Source organism: Streptomyces sp. NPDC092370, assembly GCF_044755265.1.
GTDB lineage: Bacteria > Actinomycetota > Actinomycetes > Streptomycetales > Streptomycetaceae > Streptomyces.
Map to the genome: position 1 here is coordinate 341,369 of NZ_JBIVQO010000003.1, position 17,020 is coordinate 358,388.

16 protein-coding genes are annotated in these 17,020 nt (G+C 71.3%); 5 read left to right on the forward strand and 11 right to left on the reverse strand.

Features of this window, described 5'->3' with window-relative positions; translation table 11 throughout:
• Positions 1-101 precede the first annotated feature (101 nt).
• The gene (locus tag ACIQHQ_RS12760) at positions 102-887 is read right to left on the reverse strand and encodes an SDR family oxidoreductase (protein ID WP_402611950.1); all 786 of its coding nucleotides are present in this window, start codon (positions 885-887) and stop codon (positions 102-104) included.
• 85 nt (positions 888-972) lie between these two features.
• On the opposite strand from ACIQHQ_RS12760, the gene ACIQHQ_RS12765 reads away from it, so the two are divergent.
• Positions 973-1,812 carry a hypothetical protein gene (locus ACIQHQ_RS12765; protein ID WP_402611951.1) on the forward strand — a complete coding sequence of 280 codons (840 nt, stop codon included), beginning with the start codon at positions 973-975 and terminating at the stop codon, positions 1,810-1,812.
• Positions 1,813-1,815: 3 nt separating this feature from the next.
• Here ACIQHQ_RS12765 and ACIQHQ_RS12770 read toward each other — a convergent pair whose 3' ends face one another.
• A complete protein-coding gene (locus tag ACIQHQ_RS12770) occupies positions 1,816-3,666 on the reverse strand; it encodes an MFS transporter (RefSeq protein WP_402611952.1) in 1,851 nt (616 codons plus the stop codon).
• A 162-nt stretch (positions 3,667-3,828) separates the two neighbouring features.
• The gene (locus tag ACIQHQ_RS12775) at positions 3,829-6,876 is read right to left on the reverse strand and encodes a D-alanyl-D-alanine carboxypeptidase (protein ID WP_402611953.1); all 3,048 of its coding nucleotides are present in this window, start codon (positions 6,874-6,876) and stop codon (positions 3,829-3,831) included.
• Between the two features lie 234 nt (positions 6,877-7,110).
• On the opposite strand from ACIQHQ_RS12775, the gene ACIQHQ_RS12780 reads away from it, so the two are divergent.
• The 3 genes from ACIQHQ_RS12780 to ACIQHQ_RS12790 all read left to right on the forward strand — a co-directional run bounded on the left by ACIQHQ_RS12780 (position 7,111) and on the right by ACIQHQ_RS12790 (position 9,363).
• Complete coding sequence (locus tag ACIQHQ_RS12780) at positions 7,111-7,866, forward strand: GPP34 family phosphoprotein (protein ID WP_402611954.1); 756 nt, start codon at positions 7,111-7,113, stop codon at positions 7,864-7,866.
• A gap of 250 nt (positions 7,867-8,116) precedes the next feature.
• A complete protein-coding gene (locus tag ACIQHQ_RS12785; protein ID WP_402611955.1) occupies positions 8,117-8,974 on the forward strand; it encodes a helix-turn-helix domain-containing protein in 858 nt (285 codons plus the stop codon).
• A gap of 197 nt (positions 8,975-9,171) precedes the next feature.
• Positions 9,172-9,363, forward strand: a complete 192-nt coding sequence (locus tag ACIQHQ_RS12790; RefSeq protein ID WP_102912542.1) for a DUF397 domain-containing protein — start codon at positions 9,172-9,174, stop codon at positions 9,361-9,363.
• 103 nt (positions 9,364-9,466) lie between these two features.
• On the opposite strand, the gene ACIQHQ_RS12795 is transcribed toward ACIQHQ_RS12790, so the two are convergent.
• From ACIQHQ_RS12795 to ACIQHQ_RS12830, 8 genes are all read right to left on the reverse strand, one after another.
• The gene (locus ACIQHQ_RS12795) at positions 9,467-10,351 is read right to left on the reverse strand and encodes a MerR family transcriptional regulator (RefSeq protein ID WP_402611956.1); all 885 of its coding nucleotides are present in this window, start codon (positions 10,349-10,351) and stop codon (positions 9,467-9,469) included.
• A gap of 76 nt (positions 10,352-10,427) precedes the next feature.
• Positions 10,428-10,931 (reverse strand): glutathione peroxidase, encoded by a 504-nt coding sequence (locus tag ACIQHQ_RS12800; protein ID WP_402611957.1) that lies wholly within the window; start codon positions 10,929-10,931, stop codon positions 10,428-10,430.
• A gap of 208 nt (positions 10,932-11,139) precedes the next feature.
• Positions 11,140-11,649, reverse strand: a complete 510-nt coding sequence (locus tag ACIQHQ_RS12805) for a MarR family winged helix-turn-helix transcriptional regulator (RefSeq protein ID WP_402611958.1) — start codon at positions 11,647-11,649, stop codon at positions 11,140-11,142.
• A 44-nt stretch (positions 11,650-11,693) separates the two neighbouring features.
• Entirely contained in the window at positions 11,694-12,377 is a 684-nt protein-coding gene (locus ACIQHQ_RS12810; RefSeq protein WP_402611959.1) for a nucleotidyl transferase AbiEii/AbiGii toxin family protein, read from the reverse strand.
• Positions 12,378-12,444: 67 nt separating this feature from the next.
• Entirely contained in the window at positions 12,445-13,245 is an 801-nt protein-coding gene (locus ACIQHQ_RS12815) for an SAM-dependent methyltransferase (protein ID WP_402611960.1), read from the reverse strand.
• A 125-nt stretch (positions 13,246-13,370) separates the two neighbouring features.
• Positions 13,371-13,856 (reverse strand): hypothetical protein, encoded by a 486-nt coding sequence (locus tag ACIQHQ_RS12820; protein ID WP_402611961.1) that lies wholly within the window; start codon positions 13,854-13,856, stop codon positions 13,371-13,373.
• A gap of 150 nt (positions 13,857-14,006) precedes the next feature.
• Positions 14,007-14,702: a polysaccharide deacetylase family protein gene (locus ACIQHQ_RS12825; protein ID WP_402611962.1), complete on the reverse strand. Its 696-nt coding sequence runs from the start codon at positions 14,700-14,702 to the stop codon at positions 14,007-14,009.
• Positions 14,699-15,376 (reverse strand): glycoside hydrolase family 11 protein, encoded by a 678-nt coding sequence (locus tag ACIQHQ_RS12830; RefSeq protein ID WP_402611963.1) that lies wholly within the window; start codon positions 15,374-15,376, stop codon positions 14,699-14,701. Before ACIQHQ_RS12830 ends, ACIQHQ_RS12825 begins: the two co-directional genes overlap by 4 nt.
• A gap of 504 nt (positions 15,377-15,880) precedes the next feature.
• Here ACIQHQ_RS12830 and ACIQHQ_RS12835 point away from each other — a divergent pair.
• The gene (locus ACIQHQ_RS12835) at positions 15,881-16,897 is read left to right on the forward strand and encodes a DNA-directed RNA polymerase subunit alpha (protein ID WP_402611964.1); all 1,017 of its coding nucleotides are present in this window, start codon (positions 15,881-15,883) and stop codon (positions 16,895-16,897) included.
• Positions 16,898-17,020: the final 123 nt, after the last annotated feature.

Here is a 17,020-nt window from a genome sequence, read left to right on the forward strand (position 1 = left end):
GCAAGGAGAAGGTCAAGAGACCGTAAAATAGTTCGGTGAGGTGAAATCAGTTTATGTACGTGAACTGTCGGTGCTGGCTGAAAGTAGTTCTCGAGTACTCCTCAGCGCATCAGCTCACCCGCGTTCACCAGCAGCGACTGCCCTGTGATCGCCCGCGCCCGGTCGGACGCGAGGAACACCGCCGCGTCGGCCACGTCTCCGTCCGTCGCCAGCTCCGGCAGCGCCATCCGGTCCGTCAGCCTGCCCAGCACCGCCGCCTCCGACACGCCCTCCGACTCTGCCGCGAACCGCACGTACGCCCGCACCGGCGGCCCCCACATCCAGCCGGGCAGCACGGTGTTGACCCGGATCCGGTACGGCCCGAGCTCCCGCGCGAGCGAGTACATCGCGCTCGTCAGCGCCCCCTTCGACGCCGCGTACGCCGTCTGCCGCACCTGCGACGGGGCGGCTACCGCCGACTGCGTCCCGATGAACACGACGGACCCGCCGCCTTCTTTGAGCGACGGCAGACAGGCCCGCGTCATGCGCAGCGTGCCCAGCAGGTTCACCTCCAGCACGGTCCGCCAGGACTCGAAGTCGGCGTCCTCCAGCCCGCCGAAGCAACCGTCGAGCGCGGCCACGTGCACGACGGCGTCGATCCCGCCGAACCGCTCGCGCGCCACCTCCGCCAAGGCCTCGCACTGCGCCTCGTCGGAGATGTCCGTGACCCGGTACGCGGCACACGCCCCGCCGGGGTCGATCTCGGCGGCCGTCTTCGCCAGACTCGCCTCCGTGCGGGCCCCGAGCACGGCCCGCCCGCCGTCCCGTACGACGGCCGCCGCGACCCGCCGGCCCAGCCCGGCCCCGACCCCCGACACGACGACCGTCTTCCCCGCGAGCAGTGACATGGCAGGACCTCCCCGGACCGGAACCCTGGCGTTCCATCTGACGGAGCGTCAGAGTATGAGCGAGCCGCCGACGAAGGGGAAGGGCATGAACGAGGACACCCGCAGCGAGCTGTACGCCGAACTGGCCGCCGTCGGCCCCTACGGCACCCACCCCGGGCACGCCCTCATCACCATGGTCGAACCGCATCCGGGCCACGAGTACGCCTACAACCACTGGTACGAGGACGACCACTACTACGCCGGTGCGATGGCCATGCCCTGGATGTACGCGGGCCGCCGCTGGGTGGCGACGCGGGACCTGCAACTCCTGCGCTACCCCCAGAAGTCGGCGATCGCACAGCCGGTCACCGCCGGCTGCTACCTCTCCACGTACTGGATCACCGCCGGCCGCTACGACGACCACATGCGCTGGACGGTCGCCATCAACAAGCGCCTCAACCGGGACGCCCGCGTCTACCACCACCGCACACACGTCCTCACGGCGTTCCAGAACCACGAGGCGACGGTGTACCGCGACGGAGCGGCCGGCCCCCGGGACGTCCACGCCCTCGACCACCCCTACGCGGGCTTGGTCCTCCAAGTCGTCGATGTGGACACCCCCGAGCGGCGCGCCCCCGCGCTGGAGTGGCTGCGCACCCGCCACCTCCCCAGGCGCCTGGCGGGTTCCCCGGCCTCGCTGGTGACGGTCTTCAGCCCGACGCCACTCCCCGGCGACCGCATGACGTACGTGAAACAGGTCGAGGGCGTCGACACCCGCCTGACGCTGCTGTGGTTCCTCGAAACGGACCCGAGGCAGTGCTGGGACCCCTCCTTCACGGACCTCGACGCGGCGGTGACGGAGTCCGGCCTGGGCAGGGTGGAGCTGGTGGCGCCGTTCATACCGACGGTGCCGGGCACGGACACGTACGTGGACCGGTTGCGCTGAGGCTCAGCGCAACTCCTCCGGGCACGGCGTGCCCCGGGGCAACTGGTACGGCGCCGCCAGGCGGTACGTCCCGGCCTTCGGGGCCAGCAGCTCCGTCCACGTGCCGCCCTGCGCGTCCTCCTCCGTCTCCGCCAGGCACCCGTTGACGTTCACGTACGTCTTCGGCTCGCCCTCGGGACGTTTCGTGGACTCCTCCGTCTCCTGCGGCGGCTGCACGCTCTTGCCCTCCGCGTCGACGATGCTGAGCCACGGCGAATACGGCACGCGGACCAGGATCCGGCCCGCCTTCTTCACCCGGAGGGTCATCTCGCCCTGCTCGGCCCGGTCGACCACGGTGTTCGGCTCGGCCAGCGGGGTCGGGGCCGTCACCCTGAACAGCTGCCAGGTGTCGTTGCCCCAGATCTGGGTCAGATACGGCAGCCCGCGCCGCACCAGCGCCCGCTCCCGCTGACCCCCGTCACCGTCCGGCTCGCCCTTCGGCAGCACGACGTAGTGCACGGCCCAGCGCTTCAGCCACTCGTGGTAGTTCGCCGAGTTGAGCGTGTCGTCGTAGAAGAGCGGGTTGCGCTCCATGTCGGCCTGGCGGTTCCAGCCGCGGGCCAGATTGACGTACGGGGCGAGGGCGGAGGCCTCGCGATGCGAACGGGCGGGGACGACCTCGACCCGTCCCTTCTCGGCGCCGACCTGCTGCAACTCGTTCACCAGCGGCGCGAGCTCGCGCGACCAGGACGCCGCCGGGGCCGTGTGCACGATGTCGTCGACCGTCTTGAAGCCGATCCACACACCGAAACCGCAGAGCGCCACGACGGCCGCGTACCACTTGCGGCTGCGCGGCACCGTGAACGGCAGCGCGGCGACCAGCGCCACCCCGGCGAACAGCATCGCCAGGCGCGTGATGTTCGAACCGATCTGGGAGCTGATCAGCCACACCAGCACGACCGCCAGGCCGTACACCGCGGCCGTCAGCCGGACCGTCTTCCACTCCCGCGGCACCAGCACGTAGGCGAGGATCGAGAACGCGAGCGGCAGCAGCACCGAGCCGATCATCATCGGCTGCGTGCCCGAGAACGGGAACAGCCACGCCGACACCGCCACCACCGCGCTGGGCGCCAGACCCAGCGCCCACGCGCCGGGCCGCCGCTTCTGCAGGAACAGCGCCACCGCCACCAGACCCACGAACAGGCCCGCGACCGGCGACGCCATGGTGGCCAGCGCGGCCAGCGGCGCCGCGCTCAGCGCCTTCGCCCAGCGCTTGTACCGCCACCGGTACGGCCAGCAGAACACGACGGCGACCGCGCCGAGCGCGAACATCATGCCCAGCCCGAACGTGACGCGCCCGGACACCGCGTTGCAGAACAGCCCGAACACGCCCGCCAGCGAAGCCCACAGCGGATTGCGGACCGAGCGGCTGCGCAGGAGGAGCAGGGTCAGCAGCCCGGCCGAGACCGTCCCCGCGATCATCATCGTCGTCCGCACGCCCAGCACGGACATCAGATACGGCGACACCACGCTGTAGGAGACCGGGTGCATTCCGCCGTACCAGGCGAGGTTGTACGCCGAGTCCGGATGCCGGCCGACGAACTCCGCCCACGCGTCCTGCGCGGCCAGATCGCCACCGCTGTTCGCGAACGTGAAGAACCAGAGGATGTGCAGCGCCGCGGCCAGGCCGGTGATCGACAGAACGGGATGCCGCAGCATGCGCTCACGCAGCGCCAGTACGGGGGCCGGCCACGCGAACCGCTCCCCGCCGTCTTCAGACGCGCCGGCCTCCGGCGCTTCGGGCACACCTATTCGCGGGCCCGATACCGAGCCCGGATCGGCGTCGTCTGCGCGTGTCGGCTCCGCAGTGGCCACTCGAAGGCACTCCCCGTGTCCCGTCTTCTGTTCTCGGCTTCGCCGCCGCGCCGCCGCGAACGGCGACCTGTCCCGATTCGGGACGCTAGCACGCACCCCGCCGGGCAGCGCCCGGACGGGCCGTCACCGGCGGGGTGCGGTGGTGCGGGCTCGCGCCCCGGATCAGCCGATTCGCGTGAGCTTGGCCGCGAAGCCCGGCTCCACCAGGTCCTTCTGGAGGGCGACCGGGACCTTCACGGCGCTGGTCGTGCCGTCGCCGACGGTGAGCGTGCCCACCTTCGTGCCGGCCTTGGCCGTGTGCGGCAGGTCGTCCCGGGCGAACGTGAGCTTGACGGACAGCCCCGCCCAGCCGACGGCCGTGACGTCCTCGGTGACGGCGACCGGCGTGCGGCCGCCGAGACCGTCGTCGGCGTACCCGACGACCTCGCCCTTCTTCAGGATCGTCGCCGACTCCAGCGCGCCCTGCGCGGCCCGGATCAGCTTGTCGCCCTCGTGGAGCGCGGCGCCCAGGATCGTGTTGTCCGGGCCGCCGGCGGGCTGGCGCACGACCGCGCCGATGATCCGGTGGGTCTCGCCGTTCACGTCCTTCCTGGCCGCGAAGACGAGGTTGCCGAGCGCCGAGGTGGTGGTGCCGGTCTTGATGCCGGTGACGTCGTTGTAGCCGACCAGCCGGTTCCAGTTGTCGTGCTTCTTCCCCTTGTAGTCGACGTACGACATCATCGTCGCGACCTCGCGGAAGACGGGCTGCTGCATGGCGGCCCTGGCGAGCTTCACCTGGTCCACGGCCGTGGAGACGGTCGTGTTGTTCAGGCCCGAGGGGTCGGTGTACGTCGTGTTCTTCATGCCGAGGTCCTCGGCGGCGTCGTTCATCTTCCGCACGAACGCCTTCTCGGACCCGGCGTCCCAGCGGGCGAGCAGCCGCGCCACGTTGTTCGCGGACGCGATCAGGATGCTCTCCAGAGCCTCCCGCTCGGTGATCTTGTCGCCCTTGGTGACGTCGACGGTGGACTCCTGCCCGGCGTCTGACTGGTCCTGGGCGGCCTGGTCGATCGGGATCTTCGGACCGTCCTCGCCGCTCTTGAGCGGGTGCTCGCGCAGGACGAGGTAGGCGGTCATGACCTTGGCCACGCTCGCGATCGGGACGGGCTTCTGCTCACCGGAGGAGCCGAAGGTGCCGATGCCCTGGACGTCCAGCGCGGCCTGGCCCTGGGTGGGCCAGGGGATGTCGACCTTGCCGCCCTCGAAGGTGTAGCTGTCCTCGGCGGTGAGTTCGAGGGTGGGTGTGGGCAGCGGGCGCACGCTCTGCACGACCGCGAAGACGACCACCAGCAGCAGCACCAGCGGCGTCCAGATCTTCACCCGCCGGGCGGCCGTCCGCAGCGGCGTCTCCGGGGGCGGCGGGGTGTTCGTCAGCTCGGCCAGCAGATCCAGCGGCGGCTTGGGCGGCAGAGGCTGCTGCGTGGTCCGCTCGGGGCCGACGGTGGGGACGGGCGCGGTGGCCTCGGCCGGGACCGGCTTCTTGGCCGCCGGCTCGTCCAAGGGCTTCAACGCGACGAACTTGCTGGTCCGCTCGGCGTCCTTCTCGGGCGCGTCCTTGGTCCCGCCCCCGAGCTTCAGCATGGTGGTGGGCTGGTCGACGGGCGGCCGCACGGCCTTGAAGACGGCGGTGGGCTGGTCGACGGGGTGTTCGGCCGGGGCGTCGTCGTCCGACGCGGGCGCGGTGCCGCTGCCGGCGGCTCCGCCGGCCTTGGTCGCGCCGGACTCGTCCCCGGGGGCGTCGCCCGTGACGGCGGGGGCCTTGGCAGCACCCTCGGCGTCGGGAGCCTTGGAGGCGGGCGTGCGCTCAGCGTCCTCGGCCGAGTCCTCGTCGCCGGCGTCCTTCGGCGAGGGCTTTGCTTCGGCGTTCTCGGCGCCGGGAGCCTTGGGCGCGGTCCTGCCGTCGGCGGGCTCGGGCGCGGCCTTGCCGCCGGCGTCCTCGTCGTCGGCGGGCTCGGGCGCGTCGTGGGGGACGGCGTCCTCGGGCTCGGCCTTGGCGTCGGCGGGCTTCGGCGTGGCCTCGGCGTCGGTGTCCTTGGCGGCGGGGGCCTTGGGCGCGGGCGTGTGCTCAGCGTCCTTGGCCGAGGCCTTGGCGTCGGCGGGCTCGGGCGCGTCGTGGGGGACGGCGTCCTCGGGCTCGGCCTTGGCGTCGGCGGCCTTCGGCGTGGCCTCGGCGTCGGTGTCCTTGGCGGCGGGGGCCTTGGGCGCGGGCGTGTGCTCAGCGTCCTTGGCCGAGGCCTTGGCGTCGGCGGGCTCGGGCGCGTCCTGGGGGACGGCGTCCTCGGGCTCGGCCTTGGCGTCGGCGGCCTTCGGCGTGGCCTTGGCCGGGCTGGGGATTCGAGGGTCCGCGGGCCTGGAGGCCTTGTCGCCGGTCTTCTCGCCGGTCGCCGTGGCGCTCACGCTGCCGTGCGTGGCGGAACGGTCCGCCTCGGCCTCGTCGGCCCCGTCGGACGCGTCAACGGCGTCCTGGGGCGCCTCGTCGCGCTCGGCCTCACGGCGGCCCGTGGCGTCCGTGCCCGTGCCGCTCTCGGCAGGCCCGTCCGCGCGCTCGGCGTCCCCGGCGTGGGCGTCGTTCCTCGCGGGCCCGTCCGCGGACCCGGCCGTACGTGCGTCCTCGGCGTCCGGGCCGGCCTCCGGCACCCCGGCGGCCTTCCCGGCCTCCTGGCCGTCCGTGTCGGCCTCGGTGGGCTCGTCCGTGTCTGCCTCGGTGGGCTCGGCCGTGTGTTCGGCAGCCGTTCGGCCGCCCTCGGCGTCCTCGCCGTCGCCCTTGGCGGCGGGCTTCTCGCCCCCGTCCGCCGAAGCGACCCACGCGGCCACCGCATCCCGTAGCCGCCCGTCACCACCCTCGGCGGCGGAGGGCTCCCCGGCCCCGGGCCCCCCGGACCCCTCGGAGCCCTCGGCGGAGCGGGACGGATCCTGCTCGGCGTCGCTCTCGGTGTCCGAGCCACGCGTGGCGCCCTCGGTGTTCTCCGGGCCCTCCGCCGTCCGGGTGGACAGCACGCGGGTCGCCGTGTCGGCAGCACCCCGCGCCGAGGATTTCTCCGCGTCCCGGGCCACCGCGAGCCGCGGGTCGGCGGCTTCGCTCCTGGCCTCCGGAACCGGACTCGCGCTCCCCGACGTCCTTCGTGCCGACGACTCGCGCTGCTTCGACCTGTCGGGGGACTCGCCCGCCACCGATGCCTCCTCCTCGCGCCGCACTCCCCGCGTACGCGTACCGAACCGTGAACCGCCGCCCGTGACACCGCTCGGCGCTGTCCGAACCATGTACCAGTGTCCTGTGTGCGGGCCAAACCCATCCGGTAGACGAGAACGACATACCTGCTGGTTCCACTACGAACCGGTCACGCACCCTCGACAGACCAATGTGAGAGGGGTCACCCTGTCTTTCATCCACGCGGGGAGGCATGGATGGGCAGGAGCCGCAGAACACTTCCGGAGGAGCTTCTGCTGCTGGCGTTGGACCCGACCACGGGTACCACCGCTCAGCCGCAGTCGCTCGACCTCGGTCTGGCCGGAGCACAGCTAGTGGAGCTGGCGCTGGCCGGACGGATAGCCCCAGACGGGGATCGTATCGCCGTGGTGGCACCACGGCCGACAGGAGATCCAACACTGGACTGCGCATTGGAGTTGCTGCGACGGCGTGGCGCTCCCGTGCGTGCCGTCCACTGGATCGGCGGGCCGCGTCTCGGGCTTCGCCAGACCTACCTCTCGCATCTGGAGCGGTGCGGCATGGTGCACGCCGTGGCCGGCCAGATGTGCGGAGTGCTGCCGACGACTCGCTATCAGGCGACGGACAACGAGATCAGCCGGGAGATCAGGGCCCGGCTGGACTCCGCGATCCGCACCGGCGTACCGCCGGACCCGCGGACCGCGGCACTCGCCGCCCTCGCTCACGCGGTCGGCCTCGGCAAGCACCTGTACCCGGGCAACGAGGGGCGTTCCTCTCGATCCCGGCTGCGGGACCTGATCAGGCACGACCCCATGGGCGGCCTCGTCGCGCACGCGGTGATGGACGTCCAGAACGGCGTCGCGGCCCAGCCGCGCCGCAGCCCGGCACCGTCCGGCCGTCAGGCCGCCGGCGGAGCCAGGCCCGCATCGGAACCCGCTCGAGGCGTTCCGATGCAACCGCGCCACGGAACCATGGCGCGCGTCGCGGCCCACTGAGCCGCGCCGCGCCGGCACGACCTACGACCGGCACACGCATCACGGGACCCACGAACCCGGTCACGGGAGCCGCTGTCCGAGCGGGGCGGAGAGAGCGCACACTCTCTTCGCCCCGCTCGGCGTGCCGTGCCCCAACTGGCGTGTACCCGTCGCATATCCACCGTTTCCCAGCGGTAGTAAGCACCTTGGTGGCAGTCTGCTCAACAGCAGATACGCAAAGTAGAGGCACGCAGCCGGAGGTGCACGTCCCGTGGCGTCCAATGTCAATCCCACCGTCAGGCGGCGCCGGCTGGGCCAGGAGCTCCGCAGGCTCCGGGAGCTCAAGGGCATGACGGCCGAAGAGGTCGCCGAGCGGCTGCTGGTGTCGCAGTCGAAGATCAGCCGCCTGGAGAACGGGCGGCGCAGCATCAGCCAGCGCGACGTCCGCGACCTGTGCGGGGTCTACGAGGTCGAGGACCAGCGCATCGTCGACTCGCTGATGCAGATGGCCAAGGACTCCCGGCAGCAGGGCTGGTGGCACGCCTTCGGGGACATCCCCTACAGCGTCTACATCGGCCTGGAGACCGACGCCGAGTCGCTCAGAGTGTACGAACCCCAGATCATCACCGGCCTGTTGCAGACCCGCGCGTACGCCGAGGCCATCATCCGCGGCGGTTCGCCCGAGGCGTCGGAGGCCGACAACGACAAGCGCGTCGAGGTCCGGCTGCGCCGGCAGGGCCGGATCACCGCCGACACCGACCCGCTGCGGCTGTGGGTGGTCCTGGACGAGGCGTCCTTGCACCGGATCGTCGGCAGCCGGCCGGTGATGCGCGAGCAGCTGGAGCACCTGATCGAGATCTCGCAGCTGCCCCACATCACCGTGCAGGTCCTGCCGTTCGAGGTCGGCGCGCACGCGGGCATCAACGGCCAGTACTCGATCCTGGAGTTCGCCGACGCGGCCGATTCGAGCGTGGTCTACATCGAGGGCGTCACCAGCGACCTGTATCTGGAGAAGCCGCTCGACGTGCAGAAGTACACGGTGATGTACGAGCACCTGCGCGCCCAGTCGCTGAACGTGGACCAGTCCCGGCAGCTCATCGAGCGGGTGGCGAAGGAGTACGCGCGCTGACCTGACGTCGGGAGCGGACCTCCGGTGGGCAAAAGCGCGGGATGCTACACCCCGGACACGCCTGACTGGAAGTCTCCCCTGGAATATGCCATCCAGTCGAGTGAATGGCTGCTCCGAACGAGGATGTTGGCGAGTAGCGTCGATCACGCCAACCATCAGCACCGGTTGGCGTAAACGCAACTGGCAACGGAGCGAACATGGCAATTCGTCTGGGCGCCACGGAAACGTGGACGACGTCCTCCTACACCAACAACAACGGCGCGTGCGTGATGGTCAGGTCGACCGTCGACGAGGCCCTGGAGCTCGGGGACACCAAGATCCCCGAGGGTCCCAAACTGGCGTTTCCCGCCGACGCGTGGAGCGCCTTCGTGGCCTCGGTCAAGGCCTGACCCCCGCGATCGACAGCACCACAAGCACCACCGACAGAGCCCTCTCGACCAGAATCGCCGTCCTTGCCGAGAGGGCTCCGCTTGTGCCCCGAGAACTCCGGGATCAGCTCAGCGGGAACGCCACGTCACACACCGGATCCCCCGGGCCCGCCGCCGCCCAGTCCGCGAAATAGAGCTCCCGGCAGGGGCCGGTCGCCGTCAGCCCTTCCGCCGCCATCCACTCCTCCACCGCCTCGAAGGCGGCCAGGATCTGCGGGTGCGCCACCTGCGCCTTGGTGATCCTGGTGTACGCCAGCCGCCGGGCCGGCTCCACCCGCACCGCCGTCTCCCACGCCTTCCCCCGCCGCTCCGCCCAGGCCCGGGCCGCCGCCTCGTCGGCCACCGGCACGCACGCCTCCGCGGGGCCGTCGCTCTCCATCGACACCTCCGCGTGATAGGCGACGTACGGCACTCCGGCCACGCCCCCGCACTCCCGGGCCGCCTCCTTCAGCCGGTGAAGCGCCGCACCGATCCACGTCGGCAGCTCGTCCGCCAGCGTGTGCCGCTTCTCGGAGATCACCACTTGGGCGGGCACCTCCACCGTCTCGACCGTGAAGTTCCCGTACATTTCGGAGCTCCTCCCCGACAGCCGTCCACGGAGGTACTCGGCAAGCGTCCGCTGCCCCGCCACCCGCGCCTCGACGTCCGCCCAGTACGTGCCGAGCAGTGCGGCGGCCGAGGGCCCGTCGCCGGCCGCGACCACCTCGGCGATCCGGGCGAGCGGCATGTCCAGCTGCCGCAGCATGGCCACGAGCCGGGCCCGTTCGACCTGCCCGGCGCGGTAGTAGCGGTAGCCGGTGGCCTCGTCCACGTGCGCCGGGGCCAGCAGGCCCAGCCGGTCGTACAGCCGCAGCGCCTTCGCCGACAGGCGGGCGCGCGCGGCGAACGCCCCGATGGTGAGCAGTTCCAGGTCCCGTTCCGGTCCGTCCACCACGGCATCCTCCGTCATCGGGCGGCTCTTCCGCCCGATGACGAGGACACTCCGGCCTGACCCAGGGGCAAGGTCAACGCCCCGCCGGCCGCCTTCAGGCCAGCTGGGCCTCGATCGCGGCCACGACCTCCGCCGAGTCCGGCTCGGCCTGCGGCGAGAAGCGGGCGACCACCCGGCCGTCGCGGCCGATGAGGAACTTCTCGAAGTTCCAGCGGATGTCCCCGCTGTACCCCTCGGCGTCGGCGAAGCCGGTCAGGCGGTCGTACAGCGGGTGCCGCCCCTCACCGTTGACCTCGACCTTCTCGGTCATCGGGAAGGTCACGCCGTACGTCGCCGAGCAGAACTCGGCGATCTCGTCGGCGCTGCCGGGCTCCTGCCCCAGGAACTGGTTGCAGGGCACGCCGAGGACGCTGAAGCCGCGCGCGGCGTACTGCTCGTGGAGCTTCTCGAGGCCCGTGTACTGCGGGGTCAGGCCGCACTTGGAGGCGACATTCACCACGAGCACCGCCTTGCCCGCGTACTGGGACAGGTCGGCGGAACCGCCCTGCAGCGCACCGATCTCGACATCGAGGGGAGAGGAACCGTTGGTTGTCGTCATGAGAGGACCCTAGCTCCGTCGGGTGCCGGACCGGTTGCGGGCCTCGGCTGCCTCCACCAGCACTTGACCCGCCGCCGTCCGCGAGTACAGCACCGACCTGCCCGCCCTTCCGAGCCTCACGGTCGGCCTGACGGGACGTGCGCCGGCGGCCTGTCGTTCGGGTCCTCCCGGTGCCGCGGGGCTCGGGCCGGCCGGCAGGAGCCGTCCCTCACAGCCCGCCTGATCCGAACGACAGGCCCTCACCGGCACCGGGGACAGCGAGCGGCCCGGTCTCGACGAACACCTCGGGAACCTCGTTGTCCACCACGACCCGGGACAACAGCACGGCCAGCCGGTCCCGCTCGGCGCCGCTCAGCCCGGACGGCAGGGCCTCCATGCGGCGGCAGGTCTCGGCGTAGAACTTGCGGGCGAGCGCGGCTCCTTCGTCCGTCAGGCCCACCCGCACGGCCCGCCCGTCGCGCGGATCGGCCTCCCGCCGTACCAGCCCCCGCCGGACCGTCCGGTCCACCAGTCCGGTCAGGCTCGACTTCGCCAGCCCGAGGGTCTCGCCGAGCTCGCTCATCCCGTAGGGCTGTGGCATCAGCACGCACAGCAACTGCCCCTGCTGCGGCGTCAGTCCGTGGGCCCGGCTGGTCTCCGCGTACACACCGTCGACCAGGAACGCCGCGCGCACCAGCGCGGCGACGACTCCCACCTGCCCGGCTGCCCCGTTCCCCATCGGGTCAGGGTACCGACCGGTCAGTCTCGTGAGAGGCGTGCGGGTCACTCCTCCTGCGGGGCCTCCCCCTCGATGAGGCGTTCCGCGATGTCGTCGGCCCACTCCTGGGCCCAGCGGCGCAGTTCGGGCACGGCGGCGGCGTCGAGACCGTGGACGGTGAAGGCCCTGTCGTCCAGCCAGTCCGTGCCGGTCAGCCGGGTTTGGAGGTCGGTGAGGTCGAAGGTGTCGGGTGCGTGCCGGCGGCCGAGTTCCTCCAGCTCGGGGTGGCTCCAGCGGGCCGAGGCGGCGTGCACGTCGACCAGGTCGCGCGCGAGTCCGCGGTCGGCCAAATCCCGCACCCGGGTGCCGACCAGGTCCTCGAGGGAGAGCGCCGGACCGAGCTCCGTCCGCACGGGCGGGCGCCACAGCATCTCCTTGTGGACCCCGACCTCGCACTCCGCGCCGCTCGCCGCGTCGGTGACCAGGAACTGGGCGGACAGAGGCTCGGTCTCCAGGGTCCGCACGAGCCAGCCGCGCCCCACCAGCCCGGACCGGACGGTGCCGGCGATGACCTCCATCGCGGCCGGGTGCTCGGTGGCCACGTCCACGTCCCGCCCGGCCCGCTCCACGAGGCCGTGCGCCAGCACCGCGTAGCCGCCGGCGAGGACGAGGGAGTGGGCCTCACCCACCGCCAGCAGATCACCGAGAAGCCGGCCGGCGGGCTCGGAGACGGGGGGAGGGGCGGACATGTCCTGATTATCGCGTGGGGGCGCCGAGGGGCTGAGGTGATCGACCCGGACGGGTGACCGGGGGCGCCTACGGCTTGCGCCCCACTCCGCAGTACGCGTCCACGGCGGCACCGGAACCGGCGTCGCCGGAAGTCTCCGGCCGCCACTCGGGCACCCGCACGACCCCCGGCTCGGCCAGCTCGAGGCCCTCGAAGAACCCGGCGATCTCGGCGACCGTACGCACGTGGTACGGCACCGCCCCGCTGGCGTTGTACGCCTTCGACGCGGCGATCATGCCCTCGCTGGTCGCGGTGCTGTCGCTGATCACCAGGTGGCTGCCGGCCGGAAGCCCGGCCATGAGCCGCCGCACCAGCTCGCGGGCCTGCTCGTAGTCGGCGACGTGACCGAGGGTGTTGAGGATCATCAGGCCGACCGGCCGCGACAGGTCGAGCGTGCCGGCGGCGGCCTCCAGGACGGCCTCGGGGTCGTACAGGTCGGCGTCCAGATAGGCGGTCCTGCCCTCGGCGGTGCTGGTGAGCAGCGCGTTGGCGTGGGCCAGCACGACGGGGTCGTTGTCCACGTAGACGATCCGCGCGTCGGGTGCGACGCGCTGCGCGACTTCGTGGGTGTTGTCGGCGGTGGGCAGGCCGGTGCCGACGTCCAGGAACTGCCGTACACCCCGCTCACCGGCCAGGTGTCCGACGGCCCGCCCCAGGAACCGGCGGCTCGTGACCGCCACGTCGACGAGCCCCGGGAAGATCGACTTGATCTGGTCGCCGATCTCGCGGTCGACCTCGTAGTTGTCCTTGCCGCCGACGAAGTAGTTCCAGAAGCGGGCCGAGTGCGGCGTGGAGGTGTCGATACGGTCGCGCAGCCTGTCATCGGACACGGCGGGGCCTCCTGGGGGGTGGGGAAGGGGGACCGCCCACCAACCTAGAAGAACGTCCAGGTGAGGTACGGATGTCGCCCCTCCCGCCTCCCGCCCGGCGTGGAGTTTCGGCCACGGCCTGGGCGCTACACCCCGCGGGAGGCGAAACCGCCCACGTCGTTGCCGCCCTCGTGCCCATGGCGCTGGGTGACCAGCCAGAACGCCCAGGCCAGGGACCACAGCAGCAGCCCGGCGGCGATCGGCGTACCGAAGACGATCAGCAACCCGGCTCCGATGTTGGCTCCGATGCCCCCTGCGGTCAGGATCCGCCACCCCACCCCGGCCATGAGCCCGAGCACGACCAGTGGCCCGAGCACCCCCCACCACCGCCGGTCCATCGCCCCGCGCAGCGAGCCCCGCACGAGCACCGTCGCACCGGCCACCGCCAGCACCAGCGCGAGCCCTCCGGCGACCGCGGCCACGCCGTCGCCGATGTCCCACGGCTGGAACGCGTAGTCGAGCTCACCGGCCGGCAGCCCGTCGTGGTTCTGCTGTCCCATCAGCCCCCAGGCGGCCACGGGCACCCCACTGACGAGCGCGGCTCCGGCCGCCACCATTCCCCGTTGTGTCATACGTCCAGGATCGAGGAGCGGAGCGGGGGCCGTCATGAGCACGCGTACTCAAGTACGGCGGACGCCGGGGCGTGCGCACGCCCCGGCGTCCGAGCCGTCCCTTCGTAACCGGCCTGGGGCGCGACGGTCCCGGGCCGTCGCGCCCGGTGTTCAGGACGGGGCCACCGCGCGGCCCGTTCGGGGGGAGATCGTTCCGGCGCACAGGCCCCGGGAGGCCAGGGTCCGGGCGATGCGCGGGATGGCGGCGAGGGTGTTGGCGGGCCAGTCGTGCATGAGGATGATCTGGCCGTCGGTGAGGCGGGCGACGGACTGGACGATCGCGTCGGTGCTCGCGCCGTTCCAGTCCTGGGAGTCGACGTGCCAGATGATCTCGGTCAGGCCGTGGCGGGCCGCGACCGACTTCACCGTCGCGTTGGTCTCGCCGTACGGCGGACGGAACAGCTTCGGGGTGCCGCCTCCCGCGCTCGCCACGGCCTGCTGGGTGCGGGAGATCTCGGAGTCGATCTGTGCCTGGCTCAGCCGGGTCAGGTGCGGGTGGGTGTAGCTGTGGTTGCCCACCCACATGCCGGCGGCGACCTGGGCCCGGACCAGGGACGGGTTGGCGGCCGCGTACTGGCCCTGGTTGAACATGGTGGCCCGCAGTCCGTTCTGCCGGAGGGCGTCGAGCAGCCTGGTGGTGGTGCCGGACGGGCCGTCGTCGAAGGTGAGTCCGACGTATCCGGTACAGGCGGTGGTCCGCGCCGGGGCGGCGGTGGCCGTGAGCGTGGCGGTGGCCGCCGTGGTGAGGACCGTCAGGGCCGTGACCAGGGCCCGGAGGGGGAGGCGCGCCCTCTTCGTCACGGTCACGAGCGCACGGTGATGTTGGAGCTGCCGCTGCTGCGGTAGCCCTCCGTCGCCATGATCATGTAGTACTTGAAGCTGCCCATGGGCATCCCGGCCCGGGCCCACGCGTCGAAGTGGTTGCCGGTCGTGATGGTGCCGCCCGTCCGCTTCGACTGCCGCACGCTCCAGTACTGGTCGAAGGTGCGCGTGCCCTCGACGGACGGGGCGTTGTACCGCGTCGTCTTGTAGATGTCGTACGTGCCGCCGTCGCTGGTGACGGTGCCCTTGTACGTGCCCGTCGGCCGGTAGGTGCCCCAGTTGTCGACGATGTAGTACTCGACGAGCGGGTTCGCCGTCCAGCCGTAAAGGGTCAGGTAGGCGTTGCCGGACGGGTTGAACGAGCCCGAGTAGGTCACGGTGCGACGGGCGCCGGTGCTCCATCCCTTGCCGGCGACGAAGTTCCCGGTGTTGCGCCATGAGGTGCTGTAACTGCCGCCGGAGGCCAGGTTCATGGAGACCGTTCCCGGCGCGTCCGTCCAGAACGAGTAGTAGTAGCCGTTGTTGGTGCCCGTCTGGTTGGTGGTGACGACGGTGTCGGCGTGAGCGGTGCCCGGCATGGTGAGGGCCGCGGCCGCGACCAGCAGCATCGTGAAGACGCTGCTCAGGAGCAGCCGCAAACGGCCGGATGACTGGTTCATGAGGTGCTTCCTCCATGTCCTCGTGGGGTGGGTCGATGGGGGAGCTCTGTCATCCGGAGTGTTGGCCGGGCCCTGTCAACTGTCAATAGTTTCGGCTGCGGCTACGAAATATTCGGTTCCCTCAAAAGAGTGGTATCCGCGCCTTTCTCCTGCTCGCTCGGCAGTTCTGCGGCGCGGTGGAGCAAGTTCCACAGATCTGCCCGCCCTGAGGTGCGGAAGGCCGGGCCTCTGCTCTTCGAATGTTTCGGAATCCTTCCGGAGTATCAAGCCGGCACCACGCTGCGGACCGTCTCGTGCCCGTAAAGCGCCGCACGGTCGTGCAGGGCCGCGGGCACCGCCTGGTGCACGGCGAACACGACGGAGGCCCCCGGGGAGGGAACCCCCTCCTGAGCAGGCCCGGGTGAGGCCGGGCGGTTCGGCCTCACAGCAGGCCGAACCACCCCGTACCCTTTGTGGTGTCTACGGCGTCACATAGCGGGCGCCACACACTGGAGGCAATACCTCGTGCTGATTGCTCAGCGTCCCTCGTTGACCGAAGAGGTCGTCGACGAGTTCCGGTCCCGGTTCGTGATCGAGCCGCTGGAGCCGGGCTTCGGTTACACCCTCGGCAACTCCCTGCGTCGTACGCTCCTGTCCTCGATCCCGGGTGCGGCGGTCACATCCGTCCGTATCGACGGTGTCCTGCACGAGTTCACCACCGTGCCGGGCGTCAAGGAGGACGTCACCGACCTGATCCTCAACATCAAGCAGCTGGTCGTCTCCTCGGAGCACGACGAGCCGGTCGTGATGTACCTGCGCAAGCAGGGTCCGGGTCTGGTCACCGCCGCCGACATCGCGCCTCCGGCCGGTGTGGAGGTGCACAACCCCGACCTGGTCCTGGCCACGCTCAACGGCAAGGGCAAGCTGGAGATGGAGCTGACGGTCGAGCGTGGCCGCGGTTACGTCTCCGCCGTGCAGAACAAGCAGGTCGGCCAGGAGATCGGCCGGATCCCGGTCGACTCGATCTACTCGCCGGTGCTGAAGGTCACGTACAAGGTCGAGGCCACGCGTGTCGAGCAGCGGACCGACTTCGACAAGCTGATCGTCGACGTCGAGACCAAGCAGGCCATGCGTCCGCGTGACGCCATGGCGTCCGCCGGCAAGACCCTGGTCGAGCTGTTCGGTCTGGCCCGTGAGCTCAACATCGACGCCGAGGGCATCGACATGGGCCCCTCGCCCACGGACGCCGCCCTGGCCGCCGATCTGGCCCTGCCGATCGAGGAGCTGGAGCTCACGGTCCGCTCCTACAACTGCCTCAAGCGTGAGGGCGTCCACTCGGTGGGCGAACTCCTGGCGCGCTCGGAGGCGGACCTGCTCGACATCCGCAACTTCGGTGCGAAGTCGATCGACGAGGTCAAGGCGAAGCTGGCCGGCATGGGCCTCGGCCTGAAGGACAGCCCGCCCGGATTCGACCCGACCGCCGCCGCCTTCGGCGCGGACGACGACGCGGACGCGGGTTTCGTGGAGACCGAGCAGTACTGAACCCTGCGCAGGCCGCGAGGGAGCCGGGACGCCGGAGGGGCGGGCGATGAGCGCCACCCGACCGCACCCGGCTCCCTGAGGGCTCCCCGGCAAAGAGGTGATCGCCCGAGCCCTCCGGATCTG